Raw genomic sequence first — 15,865 nt, forward strand, 5'->3', positions numbered from 1 at the left:
CTAAGGCAAAGCTTTGCTAAGATTGAGTCAAATATAAGGAACATTCATGATCGCTAAAATCATTATCACGCTACTCGTTGTACTCGTTGGATACATGTTTTACAAAAACAGTAATGCGCCCTCTTACCTCGGTATACACAATGGCAAATTCGCCCCTATGCCTTCCACACCTAATGCAGTCTCATCACAAACTGATGACCCAGAAAAATCAGTGGATGCACTGAGCTTCAAAGACCTAGACTCAGCCAAACAAAAAGTAGTCTCTGTGTTCAGCACTATGGGTGGTAATAAGATCGAAGAAGACGACGGCAACTACCTGCATGTTGTTTTCACCACACCGACGATGAAGTACAACGACGACGTCGAACTGTATTTCGACACGAATAGTGGTCTTTTACATTACCGTTCTCAATCGCGAACAGGATACAGCGACAAGGGATTGAATCGAGAGCGTTACAATCAGTTTAGTACTCTCTACAACGAGTAGTCCTGCCGTTCGGTAACCTCTAGTAAAAGTTTGCTGCATCGCACAGCCGAGATTCTAAAATATGTTAGGATGCGATTACATTAAGATTTGGGGCATTAACAATTTGAACAATAAAGTAAAAGTCCTATTTGTCGCTCTCGCTTTAGGCGCAGGTTTTTTTATTCCTAACCTGCTAAAACACGAACCTTCTGCTGATGTTGATCTCACCGATTACTGCATGCTTTCACAGCAAGTGTGCGAACAGCAGGGAGTCAAAATGAAGGTAGACTCACCACGCGTCACACCTCTAACACCTATTACGGTCGAAGTATTTTGGCCAGAGTCTGACGCACCTAATTTGAACATCTCATTGCAGGGAAAAGAGATGAACATGGGAGTGGTAAAGTTTCAGCTAGAAATGATCAAGCCTGATGTGTACCAAGGCGAAATCATCTTGCCCGTCTGTGCTGAAGATTCAATGACATGGTACGGCACCGTCTCCAACGGTGATAGCGATATTAAGGCAGCGGTAAGGATGACGGCACGATGAAAAAACTCTGGATTGGCGCACTAGTTGGGGCATTTGCTTTAGGTTTTGGTGCTAAATTACTAGTGGACAAGCATAATGAGTCATTACTGCATCAAGCTGAATTGGATCAGTTGGCGCAAGTGTCTGAGTCCGTACTTTTTGGAGAAGGTGGCAAACCTGTCGCCATCTTTGATCAAGCTGATCCTAGAACTCGCATTGTGTACTTTGGCTTTACTCGTTGTCCCGATGTATGCCCTACCTCGCTCGCCATGCTCGCTGGAGCGTTAAATCAAATCGACGATGAAACCAAACAAACACTCAGACCCATGTTTGTTTCCCTTGACCCGGAGCGGGATGCGGCAGAAGCCTCTGCTGAATATGCGCAGTATTTCCATCCTATGATTGAGGGGTTGTCAGCACCTTTAGAGGTCACTAAACCACTCGCTCACAAATATGGGGTCATCTTTCGCAAAACAGAGCTGGAAGATTCCAAACTAGGCTATACCCTCGACCATAGCTCATATTTCTATTTCCTAAGCCCAGACGGTACGCTTATTGAAAAAGTACCGCATACTTTAACTCCTGCTCCTATCGTTGAAGCCATCAAACGCATCAATGCTCAGGGATAAACTAACGACAACAATGGACTAAACCATGAAGCTCAACAAATTGATACTTCCTCTACTTGCTCTAGCACCGCTATCTATGGCTCACGCAGCTATTGACGTCAACGACGCATATGCACGTGCAACGCCACCCAACGCCACCACCAGCGCCGTGTTTGCTACCATCGAGAATACTAGCGATAAAGATCGCGTTATTGTAGAAGCGGCGTCACAAGCTTCATCTGTCGTGGAACTGCACGATGTTATTATGGACGGCGACGTCATGAAGATGCGTCAAGTGAAGAGTATTACTGTACCTGCAAACGGTCAGACCATCCTTAAGCCAGGCAGCTTGCATATAATGCTGCTAGACGTTGAGAAACCAATGAAGGAAGGTGAGACCATTAATGTTGAGCTGACCTTTGCTAATGGTGAAGTTCAAGTATTAACCGTGCCAGTGAAAAAAGTCACGTCAGGCATGAAGAAACACGCTCATCACTAAGAACTAAAAGGCCAACGCCACGAGAGGGTTGGCCTTCATTCTGATAAATTAATGCCCCTTCTTTGCGCTCACTAAACTAGACACCACTACAGCCATATAGAACACACCCGTAATCGCCTGTAAGTATACCGCGACCTCTGCAAGTGGACTGTTAGGGCTATAGTCGCCATAACCCAGTGTGGTTAATGTGACAAAGCTAAAGTAAGTCACTACTGAGAAGTTACTTCCCCATTTATCTGAGTGCTCAATCCCATTGATTGCTGTTGGGTTAAAATTAATCAGCAACAAATAAATCGCAGCCCAACCAAGCCCCATCACTAAGAACAAGGCAATGGAACCTACTAACTTATTGTTGTCAATCTCGGAAGAAAGCAAAATCTGATGAGCAGTCGACTGAAACACACCATAGAAAAACGCCAACATCAGTACTAACATCGCAACATTTGCGTGTCCGCTATCAAAGAAGGTGTGAGTAAGGATCGCAATAAGCATCATGATACTGACACTAACCAAATATATATACCAACCTTTTGAAAACTTCATACTAATCAAAAAATAACAAAACTGTTTAACACTACAGGCTTCAACAAAAAGTCAAGATCATCGCCGGGGAGCTCACGCGAAAGAGCACCTATAATCAGAATAAGAATGAGAGAAAGTGTGAAAAAAATGAAGTTGTTAGATTCATTGATTGATCGCATGGCTACCCCAATATGATTGTCTAAATCGTCATCACCACTATTCAGTGAATAGCAAGCTAATATTTTTTGTAACTAACTGAATATTGGTACTAATCTAAAGAATGTCCCCTAACAAATTAGAATAGTAATAAGCAAACGGAGTTGCCAATGCGTCTACCAATTATATTGGTGTTAACAGCGCTTGTCGTCGGGTGTAGCAGCAGTCCCCACGACAGTACCATTCGTGTTAATGAATCAAACTATTTACAGGCGAAAATCGGCCCCAGAGATGAAGCCGTCAGCCCTATTAATGAACCATATCGCATTTGGGGAGACCAAATACCGAAAAACCTTAAAGTACTAAAGGAGAATTATGACGATAAGGGTAACCTCGACCTTTTGAAGAACGCACCAGATGCGCCAAAAGTGATTGGTGATCGTTTCAATGTTCTCGTACTTTCCGGTGGTGGTCCTAGAGGTGCCTATGGTGCTGGCGTGATTAATGGCTTGAAGGATAAAGGGGAACTGCCTGAGTTTTCTCTGATTACGGGAGTTAGTGCTGGCGCCTTAATTGCTCCATTTGTTTTCGTTGGCGGCGACAAGTACGACGAACTCAAAACGGTCATGTTAGGCCTGAACGATGACATGATGTTAGGTGGAACCAGTATTTTTAAGATTCTGTTTGGAGACGCATTCTCTGAGGGAGACAACTTCTACAAAATGGTTCAGAAAACCTTTGATGATGAATTTATAGAGGAAATTGCAAAAGCGCACCAATCGGGCAAACGTATGTTGATTGGTACTACTCACTTTGACTCTGGCAGACAGATGATCTGGAACATAGGACGTATCGCTACCAGTGATCACCCAATAAAAAAGACATTATTCATCAGGTTCTTGCAGCTAGTTCATCCATACCTGGAGTCTTTCCCCCACAGTTCATTCCTGTTAAGTACAACGGTCAGTCTTTAGAAGAAATGCATGTGGATGGTGGCTTATCCAGTCAACTATTCTTCGACCCAGTGGGCTTTGATTTCACCAAGGTGACCAAGGCACTCGGATATGCAAAACCTCCGCATATTTACATCATCCGTAACGGACGATTAAGAACTGAGTTCAAGTTCATCGAGGACGATACTGTCAGTCTGGCAGCTCGCAGTGTAGATAATTTAATACTCGCCCAAACTAGAGGTGATGTGTTTAAGGAAATGTACATCTCAAAAAAAATAGGCGCAAAGTTGTTCTTAACTTTTGTCGATGAGGATTACACTCAAAAGTCTCAGGACGGTAAGTTTTTCGACCCTGAATTTCTTAAATCTTTATACGACTATGGTTACGAAAAAGCGACCAGCGAAAAAGTTTGGGTTAATGAAATCCCATTGATTCGCCAATCTCCTTAGTATTTTATCACTTAAAAAAACCGCTCTTATCGAGCGGTTTTTTTGTTATTCCTCAGAAGCTTCAGTGTGGTTACGCTTATGAGTGTTATGGTGCGCCGTTTTATGATGGTGGTGCGTGGGTTTATGCACATTGTGGCCACCATGAAGATGACGATGCTCATTGCTTTCTTTGTCTTGGAAAGCTAAATGATCTTTGTTGTGTTTGTGCTCGACTTCGTTTCCGTACTCGCGCATCATTTTTTCATGTGTCGCTGATTTTGTATGTTGCATTGACATGGCTAACCTCTTCTAAAAATTATTTATATTCGACAACGCGAGCAACGTAATCTGTGATTTCAATGTCACCGATGCTGTTCTGATATAGGTCTACAGAAAAGAAATCAGGAGCATCTTTAGATACTTGACTCTCTACTTTTTTAATTAGGTTCTCAAAGTTTGCTTCGCTGTATACAGTGAATGTTTTTACTTTTTCTAAGTTGTTGGCTTTCGCTTGATCTGCCGTAATGTAGGTATCACGATACTTTGCAGAAAGTTCATCCACACTGTCAGTAATGGTAAAGCCATTCTGAGTATTACTTACAATATATACATCATCAGAAAGCTTAACTTCTTGGATGCCTTTCATTGCTGTCGCCATTTCTTGTTTGTTATGGTTCACATCAGACATGTGCTGAAGTGATTCTGCGTAGACGCCAGATGAAAAAACGACTAAAACAGGTAGTAGATATTTAAACATAATAAGTTCTCTTGTGGTCATGTTGTGCGATGAGATTAATTTCTCATGCTTTGTTCTCACTTAACAGTGAAGGTTCTTTAAACGTCAATTAAGCCTTGTTTAACTGAGTTTAAAAATAATGTCTCACCCCTAAGGTGAAGGCGATATCTGTAGAGTTATCCATATTAAACAAGTTCTCGGTACCCGATATTTCTAATATGGTATTATCCCAATAATAACGATAACCTAGGGTCGCTTCATTGACGTTTTCTGAAAAAGCCGTCTGGTTTAACGCACCTTGATATAAATGATATTCTGCAATAATTTCATGGTTAGAAAGGAATCGATAACCATAACCAATTGCACCTTCCCAAGTGAATTCTTTGAAATACAGATCATCATCGATATTTTTATCGGCATGATGAACTACTCCTAACGTCGAATAAATAGAGTGTCCACCTTTTGCGTATGACCAGTTCAATTGTAAATTTTGTTCAAAACCACCTGATGAGAATTCGTAATCACTTTTATTGTTGTAATATAGCGACCCACCGATTGCTAGCGCCTGATGTTCAGTTTCATAAAGTGAATACTGAAGATACAGTGACAAGGCGCTTTCCAGCGTATCACCTTCAAAGTCGTTGTTATGAACTCCATAAGTATCACTATCTACGTTGAAGCTGTCGTCCTCTACTTCGTCACGCCCATCAAGCTTTAGTCCAGCAGCATTATGGAATGACTTGACCAAACTATCTAAATGGTTGTTATGGGCCCAAGCAAACTGATAGCGTAGCTCAAGCTGTATCTTATCTGCGGGTGACCATTGCACTCCCGTCGTTATTCTATTTTGGTAGTAATCCATTTGGATATCATCACTGGCGATCCAAACGCTGCCGAAATTGTACATTGCAAACAGTTCGGTTTTATCATTAGTAAAACCGCTACGAAGTTGTGTTGCCAGCCCTAATGACTGTACTGGAGCTTGAGCATCTACTTTTAATGGCGATGATTTAATATCTTCTGCCATTGCATAATTGGTACCTAATAATGTCCATATCACTAGGCCTATGAGAATATTTTTCATCATAACCTCTGATATATATAGTTCTCAGAAAATTAACTGTGAAATTAAAATGATAGTTAATTTATATTTTTACTAATGACCTTGAGCTTTCAAAGCATTATATCTATCGCACAGAACGAACCAACGGTAATTGTGTTTTGCAGCTGTTGTCGCCTTATAGTCCATCAAGTTTGAGAATATTTGATTACTTACCAGGTCGAAGAATTTTTTATCAATTGAGGAAAGAAGAATTTCTCGCTCTTCAGGTTCAAGCTCTTCATGGTTAATGACACTCTGTAGCGCTTTTAGATATAACAGTCTATTAATACTCACTAAATCTGAAATGCTAATTAAGTAAGCGTAGGATGCTAGGATCCAGTTACTTACATTCAAAGACTTTCTCTTTTCTATATCGGTCACTTTGAATTTATTAACAAATCGATTCAGTTCTTTCTTGATCACTGTGGCTGTCGTACGTGCAGGGATTAAATAGAACGCCCCCCACAAAATCAGCAATGCAGTGATATTACCGACGATAGAATTAAGAAAGTTCTCAAAATCGTAACTTGGGGCACTGGTTAACGGAACAAGGCTCGTCCATGAAAACAACGAAACCATACACACCACTTTCAGTAGTGACTTGCTCTGCCAAAACCAATAAGCCGCCAAATACACGCCAGTAAAGCCGACTACTGCAACTATCCAAGGCGAGCCAATTGGCATGGCCCCAAAGGTCAGAATAAACGCAAAACCACCAGCTAAGAATTGTGCATATATATTTGGACTTTGTGCCTGCTCTGAACCTGGATTTGCAGCGTACACCGAGATGATCATTCCAGCCATGATCATTGCCGACATACCACTATCCCATTGCAGCTCAATCCACATAAATGAAAGCGTGAACAGTGTGATGGTTGCTCTCACCATATTGTTGAGCACTACGTAACCATCGGTAAAGCGTCCTATATCGTTGGCATAATCTTTATTGGTGTAGTCAAATACACTGTTTTCGCTCTTGTATAAATCCAGTTGTGTGGCAAACAAAGCGACCTGTTCATTAAACACCTCGACCAGATCAATATCTTCAATTCCCCACCTTTCAATCCATGATTCATTGATATCAACGCGAAAATTAGCTTTACACAACTCCTCCCACGCCTCATTAGGAATGGCTATGGCCTCACCAAGCTTTTTTAACTCGATGGCTTTGATACCAATATTGATAGAGTCATAAAAAGCAGTACGACTGTTGAGTTTTTCTTCCTTAGCACTTCGGCTTCCATATATCTCATCATCAACCAACTGCCACTTTTTGCTCACAAATACCAAAAACGCACGTGTCAGTTTGGTAGCATTATCTTCATCAGTAACAAACAGATTGCTTAGGAAGTTCTTTGTATAACTTTTGACAGAAAACAACTCATGCTGGTCATCTTTATAAGGAATGATCATAGCCGCGACCATTGCCATTAAAATACCAAATGAGATACCAACACAACGAAGCTGTACGTGGTCAAATAAATTAGTCATGTCAGGGTTCGCTGCCAATGGGAAACCCACTAGAGACAAGGTAATACCCATCACGGCAAACATGTATGACACACGTCCATGAAAATATGATGCGATACCTAAACTTGTTACCACTCCAAATATAATGAATGAGTTAAACAACCAAGAGTCAATAAGCGTAGCGCTGGCCACAAAAAGCACATATGCACCGCCAGTAAATGTCCCGATAAGACGTGCCGCCGCTTTTTTGATACTCGCTCCGCGACTGCCAGTGATTTGAATAATCGCGGCTGTTGCCATAGAAGTACTCGTGGCCGAAGAATCCATTAACAGCGATAAACCCCATGTCATCAATACAGCCAGGCAAAACCGCAAAGCAAATGCCACCGATTCTGGATTTGTCCATTGTCGAGCAATCGTCGCTAACATCACTGAATATCCACTGAAACCGTTGTGCCAGCAATCAGTCTCTCACTTTCAAGGGCTTCTTTAGGGATGCTAATACGCACCGGTACGCGTTGCGCGAGACGGACCCAAGGCACTGTTGGGTTAACGTTTGATATTAATCCGGAATTATCGGCACTCTGATCAATAATCGCACGACCAATACCTTCAATTTTGCCGACAAATGTTTTATCGGATGAAAATGGACGAATGTTAGCTTTCGCCCCTTCAACCAAGCCTTTTACTTTTGTCTCGGTGAAATAGGCCAAAATGTAATAGGTGTCACTCTCGACTAATGCAACAAAGGTTTCACCTTTATTGATGTAGTTCCCTTGGCGTTGGTTAAGATTCGTTACATAACCATCTTGCGGTGCGACCACTTTAGTGCGACTTAAATCTAATTCAGCTTTAGCCAAGCTACTTTTTGCTTGCTCTAAAGCGGCTTTATTAGCTGCTACGGCGAGCTTCTCCGAGATCACTTGCTCTTCAGAGACTAGTTTTTTACTCAACAATCTTGAATCACGACGGTAAGAGTTCTTCGATTGCTCTAGCTCGGCCTCCGCCTTCAACATTGCATACTTAGCTTGGGAAACACTGTTTTTGTAATCCGCATCATCAATAGCAAAGAGTAAATCACCAGCATTAACAAACTGGTTGTCATGTACAGCTACGGTAACTATCTCTCCCGAAACTTTTGGCGCTACTTCTGCAATTTCAACGTGAACTTTAGCATCGCGAGTCCAAAGAGATTGGGTGTAGGCGACCCAAGACGTATAACAAGTCGCCCCCGCAGCGATCACTAATGCAGTCGGTAATAGAACACGAAACAACTTCATTTAGCTCGCCTTTATTAGTAGTAATTGTCCGGTAACAATAATTACTAAACAAAGTTCTGTTAATGAAGGATTCATGATCTTTCCTTTTCTCAATAGTCCACCTAGTGTGTATTTAACTACAATTAGGATTGCAATTGCCGCTGCTACCAACACCATAAAACCGGGTATGTAGAAGTAGTCAAATATAATATGATCATTCATTTTTACACCATTATAGTTTTTAGAATTAACTTAAACAACTTTACTTTACGATATAGATAAACAATGAAAGCAGCGGCAATATCTAAGATTAAATAGATAAGCTCTTTCATTAATCAACTTGGTGTTCATTTTAATATCCACTGAAGATAAATTAATCCACAGCCAATAAAATTTACATAAAAACAATCTACACATAAATCTCAACCCATTGACTCACATCAAATTAAACCCTAAAAAACCAACCACTTAAGACCATGCAGACCGTATCAAAATCAACTGGTATTAACCGTAAATCAATGATTGAATTTCACATAATGGCTCTAGTAAGAGATAAATAAAAATTATATTTGTCGCAACAATTAATTTATAACACGTTGGTTATTTTCTTTTTATTTTCTATTGATTGTTTTATTCGTCTAATTTGTAATGATGTAATTCGGCTTAAGCGAGACAGCTTTTTAAAAATAAATGTAGTGATATTACTGTTCTATCCAATTAAATAAACCTGGAGCTATATAATGCCTTTTGAAGAAAAGAACAATGCAGATATCGATGATGTTTTTGCAAACAAACTATTAGACAAAACTATCGAAAAATATACTTTCCCTAATGACGAATCAAATCCTGATGCTGCATACCAGCTAGTATCTGATGAGCTTATTCTTGATGGTAACTCTCGTCAAAACCTAGCAACTTTTTGCCAAACTTGGGTAGACGGTAACATCCACAAAATCATGGACGAGTGCATCGATAAAAACATGATCGATAAAGATGAGTACCCACAAACAGCTGAAATCGAGAACCGTTGCGTTCATATGCTTGCTGATCTTTGGAACTCTCCAGACCCTGAAAACACTATGGGCTGTTCAACAACAGGTTCAAGTGAAGCCGCTATGCTTGGCGGTATGGCGATGAAATGGCGCTGGCGCGAGAAGCGTCGCAAGGAAGGTAAGTCAACTGACAAGCCAAACCTAATTTGTGGTCCAGTACAAGTATGCTGGCACAAATTCGCTAAGTACTGGGATATTGAACTACGCGAAATTCCTATGGAAGGCGACCGTCTACTAATGACTCCAGAAGAAGTCCTGGCACGCGTTGACGAAAACACTATCGGTGTTGTTCCTACTCTTGGCGTAACGTTTACTTGTCAGTATGAGCCTGTAAAAGCGATTGCTGATGCACTAGACAAACTACAAGAAGAAACAGGTCTTGATGTACCAATGCACGTTGATGGCGCAAGTGGCGCATTCATCGCACCGTTCTGCGACCCTGAACTAGAGTGGGATTTCCGCATTCCTCGTGTTAAGTCAATCAACGCATCTGGTCACAAATATGGTCTAGCACCTCTTGGTGTGGGCTGGGTTGTGTTCCGCGAAGCAAGCGATCTTCCTGAAGATCTGATCTTCCGTGTTAACTACCTTGGTGGTGACATGCCAACATTCGCACTGAACTTCTCTCGCCCTGGCGGTCAGATCGTTGCTCAGTACTACAACTTCTTACGTTTGGGTAAAGAAGGTTATAAGCGTATCCACGACGCTTGCTACAACTCAGCTCAATACCTAGCTGATGAAGTAAGCAAAATGGGCTTATTCGACATCATTTACGATGGCCGCGGTGGTATTCCAGCTATGAGCTTTAGCTTAAAAGCGGACGTAGATGCAGGCTTTAACTTGTTTGACCTAAGTGACGCTATCCGCGCTCGTGGTTGGCAAATTGCCGCATATTCCATGCCTTCAAACCGCGAAGATTTGGTCATTATGCGCATCCTAGTTCGTCACGGTGTGAGTCACGACATGGTTGATCTACTCGTTCAAGATCTAAAACGCACAATCGAGAAATTTGAGAAATTCCCAATCGTTAACTCTGTTGACGAAGAGAGCTCAAGCACGTTTAACCACGGTTAATCATCTCAAGCAAAGAGGGGCTAGTAGCCCTAGTCCCTCGCACTCTAATCACAATAATTATTGCGTACCAAAGCAGTCTGGTTCTTGTTCCGGGCTCTGGAGTTCTTTGGTTTGCATTTAGGAATCTAAGTAATCAGAGGTTAAAATGGCAACTCTAATGGGGCTATCTCCTTCTAAATATATTAAGCATATTTTTCTAAGTATGTTGGCAGTATTTATGCTGGCAGGAAATATCACTACAAATACAAATAGCGGCGTATCTGGCTTTAACATGTTCAATAATGTTCAAGCTCAAGAACAAACTACAGACCATGCTGCTGTTCAACATTCAACTACAAGCATCAAAGCTCCAGCAAAAGCAGAGCCTATGTGGGTAGTAAAAGTGTTCCGTGAACACCAAGCATTGGCAATCTTCATCACCCTGGGCTTGGGATATTGGTTAGGGGCAATCAAATTCGGTCACTTCAGCTTAGGTGCAGTAACAGGTACGCTAATCGCAGGTGTTATCATCGGTCAGCTTGATATCTCTATCTCTTCACAAGTTAAGTCAATGTTCTTCACGATGTTCCTATTCGCTGTAGGTTATGGTGTCGGCCCGCAATTTGTTCGAGGTGTTGCCAAAAATGGTGCTCCACAAGCGATATTCGCAGTAGTCATTTCATTTCTATGTTTCGCAGTAACGTACGCTGGTGCCAAAATTGCTGGTTACGATGTTGGTCTAGCTGCAGGCCTTTGGGCCGGCGCACAAACCATCTCCGCTTCTATCGGTCTAGCGACTGATGCAATCAACTCATCTGGTTTCAGCAATACTAAAGAGCTACTTGACCAAATTCCGGTGGCTTACGCTATCTGTTATCTGTTCGGTACTATTGGTACTGGTATGATCCTAGCTTATGTTGGTCCAACTCTACTCGGAGTTAACCTTGAAGAAGCTTGTAAAGACTACGAAAAAGAGATGTCTGCTGGTACACCAGAAGATGGTATTTCACGTGTTTGGCATCGTTCTGAATCTCGTACCTATGAGATCTCTGACGATATCAACGGTATGACAGTAGCTGAATTCGAATCTCAACACCACGCAGAACGCCTATTCATTGAGAAGTTGAAACGCAATGGTGAAGTAGTGGATGTCGAGCCAACTATGGCGCTAGCGGCAAAAGACATTATTGCATTAACAGGTCATACCGACGCACTCGTGCACGCTCAACAGTACTTAACCGAAGTAGCGGACGAGGAGCTTGATAATCTGCCATTAGAAACCGTAGACCTAGTTGTTACCAACAAAAAGTTCGCAAACCGCACATTGGTCTCACTAGCAGATGAAGATTACACACGTGGCGTGTTCCTAAACAAAATCAGTCGTGGTGCAGCAAGTCAAGAAGTACCCCTACTAGCACAAACTGAAATTCATCGTGGTGACGTACTAAGTATTACTGGTACTAAAACGCATACATCTCGTCTGGAAAAAGAAGTAGGCCATGTCGATAGAACGACAACTGAAACCGATATGGTTTGGGTTGGTCTCTTTATCGTAGTATTCGGTTTACTAGGCGCACTAGCTGTTGATATCGATGGCGCACCCGTTACTCTTTCTGTATCTGGTGGTGTCCTAATCGGTGGTTTGGTATTAGGTTGGTTACGCTCAATTCACCCAACATTTGCTCGACTCCCAGAGCCAACACAGTGGTTTATGAACTCCGTCGGTCTTAACGTCTTTATTGCTATCGTAGGTATTTCTGCAGGTCCTGGCTTTGTGGCTGGTCTTGAAAACGTAGGTCCAGAACTGTTCTTAATCGGTGCGGCAGCAACGGCTATTCCAATGCTATTAGCTCCACTTATTGGTAAGTATATCTTTAAATTCCACCCAGCTATAAACCTAGGTGTTTGTGGTGGCGCACGTACGAGTACTGCTTCAGTCGCTATGGTAGGTGAGAAAGCGAAAAGCAACATCCCTATGCTTGGTTACACTGTACCTTATGCAGTATCTAATACCCTATTGACCTTAATGGGTATGTTTATGGTGTTATTCTATTAATGGGTAGCAGCCATTAAGTATTACCACCCCTCATGATCAATTAAGCTCCCTACTTTTGTATGGAGCTTAAAATTACTGAGAATGCGTATTTCGGAGCATTCCGAACAGCCATTTCCGCTGTTCTTCAAGCAAATTGTCACTATTTTTACAAATTTACAACGCCTTAGGCTGCTTTGTTCTCTGGATTTAAAGGCACTTCCTCAATAAAGCTTCAATCTCTAGCTTTCCCGCCTCAGCGCTCTGGGTTTGTTACTTGAGCTTTACGATAAACGAGCTTACGTTGCTCTAAGATGTCATGTTCTTCACCAATGTGCCTCTGCTGAGGTGTCACATATTTGATTCCTCGGTGCTTGTGTTCAAAATGATACCAATAGGTGAAATCTCCAACCCATTTCTTTCTGATCCGCACCAGAAGTTTTGGACACTGAGTTAAGTGAGTAAAATCACTAACGAGGTGAACTTATGACAAACAAGAAAAAACGTAGTATCCATTCTCCTGAATTTAAAGCTGAAATCCTCAAGCTTGCTGAAAAAGTGGGTGTTGTTGTTGCCGCTAGACAGCTATCTATGCATGAGTCTCAGATCTAAGGCTGGCGTAGCTAGAAATAGTAAAAAATGTATGGTCTGCTCCGTTTTTGCAAGTAGAAGCTCGCTGTCAGAATACGTTTGCGTCAATGTATCCGGCCTGTTTGTGAACCATCTAGTATTCTGGCCTTGATGGGATCCGCACGTTGTTGTCCTAATAAAGCGTCCAGTCATCACAGACTGCTTTTTTAGCCAGGCTTCAACATCGTGGGTTTAACGCTTCTGTCATCAGCTTGTTTCTCGCAAAATCTATAGAAAATATAATTCGTTGTATGTTAATTCGCAGCGAAGCTGGATAAGGTTGATACTCTTGTCCCGAGGTTAATACCCTCCAACAAATCCTCATTATCTTGTTAGCCAAGGCAATTAAAACAACATGGTGATGATGTGTCGCCTCTAACTTGGCTATCCGCTGCCCAAGTGCGGATTTGTCTCGTTTCATATGTATCTTTAATGCTTTTGCCCCTAGTATCACATGACGGCGTAGATAGACGTTACCTCTTTTACTTATACCGCCAAGATTGCTTTTCCCACCTGTGGAGTATTGTTTAGGAACCAAGCCCAACCATGCCGACATATCTCGGCCTCGCTTAAATTGAGTGCCTGAACCAACCGCTGCAATTAACCCAGTTGCGACAATTGGACCAATCCCTGGAACGCTGGATATAAGTTGGCATTTCTCCGACCCAATAGAGCTTGTTGTAATTGCTCGCTCATCTCATCAATTTGAACATCTAGATGCTGCCAGCGCTCTCGCAAGCGAAACACTAGAGCACGAATAAAGTCGGGAAGTCCATTTTCAGCATCCTCTAAGATGCTAGGTAAGCTACGTTCGAAAACTTTGCGTCCTACAGGAACTGTAATGCCGTAACGCCTGCATTTGGTTCACAGTAGCTGTGCGCTCAACAATAAAACGCTGCCTTACTCGATGAGTCGCTTGTAAGGCGAGTTGTTCATGTGTCTTTAGGGAAACACAGCGCATAGTGCCACGACTGCCTGCTTCAGCGATTGCGGCAGCATCATTGAAGTCATTTTTGTTTGATTTTAAGTACGGCTTAACAAACTGAGCGGGAATAATTTTTACTGAAAACCCTGCATCATTAAATAACCTTCCCCAGTATTGAGAACCCGGACAAGCTTCAACCACTACAATCGTAGGTGGAGTGTTAATCACAAAGGTTTTAAGCTGGGCTTCTTCCGCCAGAGAATATGCCCTTGACGATCCATTGCTACGATGTGAAACCAGTTTTTTCCTAGGTCGATACCGTAGATATGTACATTTGAACTAGACATGGTCGGTCTCCTTATTTTGCGATTTCCCTTGCTGAGTATAGGCATCAGAGGGAGGAGCAGACCATCCCATTAGGCCGCCACCTACTTTGCGAAGAATCTAAAGTAAATCACTATGAATTTATGCTTGAACATCTGCTGCTTTTCCGTGTTTCACGGATGGTTAAGGTGTTCGGCATATCGCAAAGTGGGTTTTAAACATCATCACAAAAATTGCCTGCGGGAGCAAGCTCGTCAAGCCCTAGACGGAAAGGTTAAAGAAGCGTTAACAGCAAAGGTAGGGACGGAGCTAGGCGTATTCGGGCTGAGTTAGCTGATAACGGTGATAATCACAATTTGAAGACTATCGCCAGAGCATGAAGCGCCAAAGCCTAGTAGCAAAAGCGGTTCGCAAGTTAAAATGTACAACAGCAGTAATCATAGGTTACCAGTTGCTCCCAACTTGTTAGAGCAATACTTTACTGCAACGGTCCCAAACCAAAAGTGGGCGGGAGATATCACCTATTTACCGACCCCAGCGAGGCCTGGTTGTATTTGGCTGTAATCATTGACCTATACTCACGGCAAATCGTGGGCTGGTCGATGGACACGAAGATGACAGCTACGTTGGTCAGCGATGCTCTTTCGATGGCTTTATTCCACCATGGCCTCCCTGAGCAAGTTATTGTTCATAGTGGCCGTGTTAGTCAGATTAATTACTATCTAAAACCAGAGAAGTCATCACCATCATACCCGTTGAATCAACAAGGCTGATGGCGATGAATTAAACCTTTCTCAAGTTAATTAAGTCGACACCTCGTTTATTAGTCGACTAGTTCAAAGTCGCCTGGCTTCCAAGTTTTGTCAAACCAGGGTTTAAGCGGGCCATACATACGGATAATAGAGAACCAACCTTTTCCAGAGACTGTCTGACGCCAGTTGCTTTCCTTACCTTTCGGGGCTTCAGGTCCAAAAAACAGGTCTATTGAGCCATCCTCATTGTAAGTTAGGCCCCCTTTTTGGCTTGAAATACTTGGAAAAGGCTGTGACGTCTGAAGCTCTGAACGGGTTTGGGGATCATATAATACGATAGACCAGAAGTCTTTTGCAGGAATACCCGCC

At 42.3% G+C, this 15,865-nt stretch carries 19 protein-coding genes and 2 pseudogenes; 11 read left to right on the plus strand and 10 right to left on the minus strand.

The features are described from left to right. Positions 1-46: 46 nt before the first annotated feature. The 4 genes from L2W36_RS10720 (at position 47) to L2W36_RS10735 (ending at position 2,102) form a co-directional block, all read left to right on the plus strand. Entirely contained in the window at positions 47-487 is a 441-nt protein-coding gene (locus L2W36_RS10720; protein WP_236110013.1) for a DUF1499 domain-containing protein, read from the plus strand. A gap of 103 nt (positions 488-590) precedes the next feature. Next, the gene (locus L2W36_RS10725; protein ID WP_031494475.1) at positions 591-1,016 is read left to right on the plus strand and encodes a hypothetical protein; all 426 of its coding nucleotides are present in this window, start codon (positions 591-593) and stop codon (positions 1,014-1,016) included. After that, positions 1,013-1,624 carry an SCO family protein gene (locus tag L2W36_RS10730; RefSeq protein WP_006070200.1) on the plus strand — a complete coding sequence of 204 codons (612 nt, stop codon included), beginning with the start codon at positions 1,013-1,015 and terminating at the stop codon, positions 1,622-1,624. Before L2W36_RS10725 ends, L2W36_RS10730 begins: the two co-directional genes overlap by 4 nt. A gap of 25 nt (positions 1,625-1,649) precedes the next feature. After that, the gene (locus tag L2W36_RS10735; RefSeq protein WP_236110014.1) at positions 1,650-2,102 is read left to right on the plus strand and encodes a copper chaperone PCu(A)C; all 453 of its coding nucleotides are present in this window, start codon (positions 1,650-1,652) and stop codon (positions 2,100-2,102) included. 48 nt (positions 2,103-2,150) lie between these two features. On the opposite strand, the gene L2W36_RS10740 is transcribed toward L2W36_RS10735, so the two are convergent. Next, positions 2,151-2,645 (minus strand): potassium channel family protein, encoded by a 495-nt coding sequence (locus L2W36_RS10740; RefSeq protein WP_231896665.1) that lies wholly within the window; start codon positions 2,643-2,645, stop codon positions 2,151-2,153. A gap of 305 nt (positions 2,646-2,950) precedes the next feature. Between L2W36_RS10740 and L2W36_RS10745 the strand changes: the two genes are divergently transcribed. Together L2W36_RS10745 and L2W36_RS10750 are read left to right on the plus strand one after the other, a co-directional pair. After that, positions 2,951-3,754, plus strand: coding sequence for a patatin-like phospholipase family protein (locus L2W36_RS10745; RefSeq protein WP_236110015.1), 804 nt, complete (start codon positions 2,951-2,953; stop codon positions 3,752-3,754). 11 nt (positions 3,755-3,765) lie between these two features. After that, on the plus strand, positions 3,766-4,182 hold the full coding sequence (locus L2W36_RS10750) for a hypothetical protein (RefSeq protein ID WP_236110016.1): 417 nt from the start codon (positions 3,766-3,768) through the stop codon (positions 4,180-4,182). Positions 4,183-4,227: 45 nt separating this feature from the next. Here L2W36_RS10750 and L2W36_RS10755 read toward each other — a convergent pair whose 3' ends face one another. The 5 genes from L2W36_RS10755 to L2W36_RS10775 form a co-directional block, all read right to left on the minus strand. Beyond that, positions 4,228-4,458 carry a hypothetical protein gene (locus tag L2W36_RS10755; RefSeq protein ID WP_006070204.1) on the minus strand — a complete coding sequence of 77 codons (231 nt, stop codon included), beginning with the start codon at positions 4,456-4,458 and terminating at the stop codon, positions 4,228-4,230. A 19-nt stretch (positions 4,459-4,477) separates the two neighbouring features. Next, positions 4,478-4,918 carry a hypothetical protein gene (locus L2W36_RS10760; protein ID WP_051868401.1) on the minus strand — a complete coding sequence of 147 codons (441 nt, stop codon included), beginning with the start codon at positions 4,916-4,918 and terminating at the stop codon, positions 4,478-4,480. A gap of 109 nt (positions 4,919-5,027) precedes the next feature. Then, positions 5,028-5,981, minus strand: coding sequence for a DUF3187 family protein (locus L2W36_RS10765; protein WP_236110017.1), 954 nt, complete (start codon positions 5,979-5,981; stop codon positions 5,028-5,030). 72 nt (positions 5,982-6,053) lie between these two features. After that, positions 6,054-7,898: an FUSC family protein gene (locus L2W36_RS10770; protein WP_236110018.1), complete on the minus strand. Its 1,845-nt coding sequence runs from the start codon at positions 7,896-7,898 to the stop codon at positions 6,054-6,056. Beyond that, positions 7,898-8,749 (minus strand): efflux RND transporter periplasmic adaptor subunit, encoded by an 852-nt coding sequence (locus L2W36_RS10775; RefSeq protein ID WP_236110019.1) that lies wholly within the window; start codon positions 8,747-8,749, stop codon positions 7,898-7,900. Before L2W36_RS10775 ends, L2W36_RS10770 begins: the two co-directional genes overlap by 1 nt. Positions 8,750-9,468: 719 nt before the next feature. Between L2W36_RS10775 and L2W36_RS10780 the strand changes: the two genes are divergently transcribed. The 3 genes and pseudogenes from L2W36_RS10780 to L2W36_RS10790 all read left to right on the plus strand — a co-directional run. Then, positions 9,469-10,854, plus strand: a complete 1,386-nt coding sequence (locus L2W36_RS10780) for a glutamate decarboxylase (protein WP_236110020.1) — start codon at positions 9,469-9,471, stop codon at positions 10,852-10,854. A gap of 145 nt (positions 10,855-10,999) precedes the next feature. After that, positions 11,000-12,889, plus strand: coding sequence for an aspartate-alanine antiporter (gene aspT, locus L2W36_RS10785; protein ID WP_236110021.1), 1,890 nt, complete (start codon positions 11,000-11,002; stop codon positions 12,887-12,889). A gap of 462 nt (positions 12,890-13,351) precedes the next feature. After that, positions 13,352-13,474 (plus strand): annotated as a pseudogene (locus L2W36_RS10790) (IS3 family transposase); the annotation flags it as partial. Positions 13,475-13,673: 199 nt separating this feature from the next. Here the strand turns inward: L2W36_RS10790 and L2W36_RS27500 are convergent. Next, the gene (locus L2W36_RS27500; RefSeq protein WP_443088389.1) at positions 13,674-14,141 is read right to left on the minus strand and encodes a transposase; all 468 of its coding nucleotides are present in this window, start codon (positions 14,139-14,141) and stop codon (positions 13,674-13,676) included. Between L2W36_RS27500 and L2W36_RS10795 the strand changes: the two genes are divergently transcribed. Further along, positions 14,074-14,256, plus strand: a complete 183-nt coding sequence (locus tag L2W36_RS10795; protein ID WP_236110022.1) for a hypothetical protein — start codon at positions 14,074-14,076, stop codon at positions 14,254-14,256. The two genes, L2W36_RS27500 and L2W36_RS10795, sit on opposite strands and share 68 nt — an antisense overlap. Positions 14,257-14,300: 44 nt before the next feature. On the opposite strand, the gene L2W36_RS10800 is transcribed toward L2W36_RS10795, so the two are convergent. Then, positions 14,301-14,648 (minus strand): IS110 family transposase, encoded by a 348-nt coding sequence (locus tag L2W36_RS10800; protein WP_236110023.1) that lies wholly within the window; start codon positions 14,646-14,648, stop codon positions 14,301-14,303. Continuing rightward, positions 14,645-14,767, minus strand: a complete 123-nt coding sequence (locus L2W36_RS27315; RefSeq protein ID WP_268980696.1) for a hypothetical protein — start codon at positions 14,765-14,767, stop codon at positions 14,645-14,647. Before L2W36_RS27315 ends, L2W36_RS10800 begins: the two co-directional genes overlap by 4 nt. A 69-nt stretch (positions 14,768-14,836) precedes the next feature. Between L2W36_RS27315 and L2W36_RS10805 the strand changes: the two are divergent. Continuing rightward, positions 14,837-15,454, plus strand: a pseudogene (locus tag L2W36_RS10805) (IS3 family transposase); the annotation flags it as partial. A gap of 113 nt (positions 15,455-15,567) precedes the next feature. Here the strand turns inward: L2W36_RS10805 and L2W36_RS10810 are convergent. Further along, positions 15,568-15,865, minus strand: a 298-nt coding sequence (locus tag L2W36_RS10810; RefSeq protein ID WP_236110024.1) for a DUF1214 domain-containing protein, incomplete at its 5' end; no start/stop codon positions are given.

Origin of the sequence: Vibrio sp. McD22-P3 (assembly GCF_021568915.1) — a bacterium.
In the GTDB taxonomy this organism is placed as follows: domain Bacteria; phylum Pseudomonadota; class Gammaproteobacteria; order Enterobacterales; family Vibrionaceae; genus Vibrio; species Vibrio mediterranei.

Bases quoted from the DNA above. Each gene is read 5' to 3' on its own strand.
- L2W36_RS10775 (WP_236110019.1), bottom strand. From the start codon at position 8,749: ATGAAGTTGTTTCGTGTTCTATTACCGACTGCATTAGTGATCGCTGCG.
- L2W36_RS10780 (WP_236110020.1), top strand. From the start codon at position 9,469: ATGCCTTTTGAAGAAAAGAACAATGCAGATATCGATGATGTTTTTGCA.
- L2W36_RS10755 (WP_006070204.1), bottom strand. From the start codon at position 4,458: ATGTCAATGCAACATACAAAATCAGCGACACATGAAAAAATGATGCGC.
- aspT (WP_236110021.1), top strand. From the start codon at position 11,000: ATGGCAACTCTAATGGGGCTATCTCCTTCTAAATATATTAAGCATATT.
- L2W36_RS10760 (WP_051868401.1), bottom strand. From the start codon at position 4,918: ATGTTTAAATATCTACTACCTGTTTTAGTCGTTTTTTCATCTGGCGTC.
- L2W36_RS10730 (WP_006070200.1), top strand. From the start codon at position 1,013: ATGAAAAAACTCTGGATTGGCGCACTAGTTGGGGCATTTGCTTTAGGT.
- L2W36_RS10765 (WP_236110017.1), bottom strand. From the start codon at position 5,981: ATGAAAAATATTCTCATAGGCCTAGTGATATGGACATTATTAGGTACC.
- L2W36_RS27315 (WP_268980696.1), bottom strand. From the start codon at position 14,767: ATGTCTAGTTCAAATGTACATATCTACGGTATCGACCTAGGAAAAAAC.
- L2W36_RS10745 (WP_236110015.1), top strand. From the start codon at position 2,951: ATGCGTCTACCAATTATATTGGTGTTAACAGCGCTTGTCGTCGGGTGT.
- L2W36_RS10735 (WP_236110014.1), top strand. From the start codon at position 1,650: ATGAAGCTCAACAAATTGATACTTCCTCTACTTGCTCTAGCACCGCTA.
- L2W36_RS10740 (WP_231896665.1), bottom strand. From the start codon at position 2,645: ATGAAGTTTTCAAAAGGTTGGTATATATATTTGGTTAGTGTCAGTATC.
- L2W36_RS10770 (WP_236110018.1), bottom strand. From the start codon at position 7,898: ATGTTAGCGACGATTGCTCGACAATGGACAAATCCAGAATCGGTGGCA.
- L2W36_RS10720 (WP_236110013.1), top strand. From the start codon at position 47: ATGATCGCTAAAATCATTATCACGCTACTCGTTGTACTCGTTGGATAC.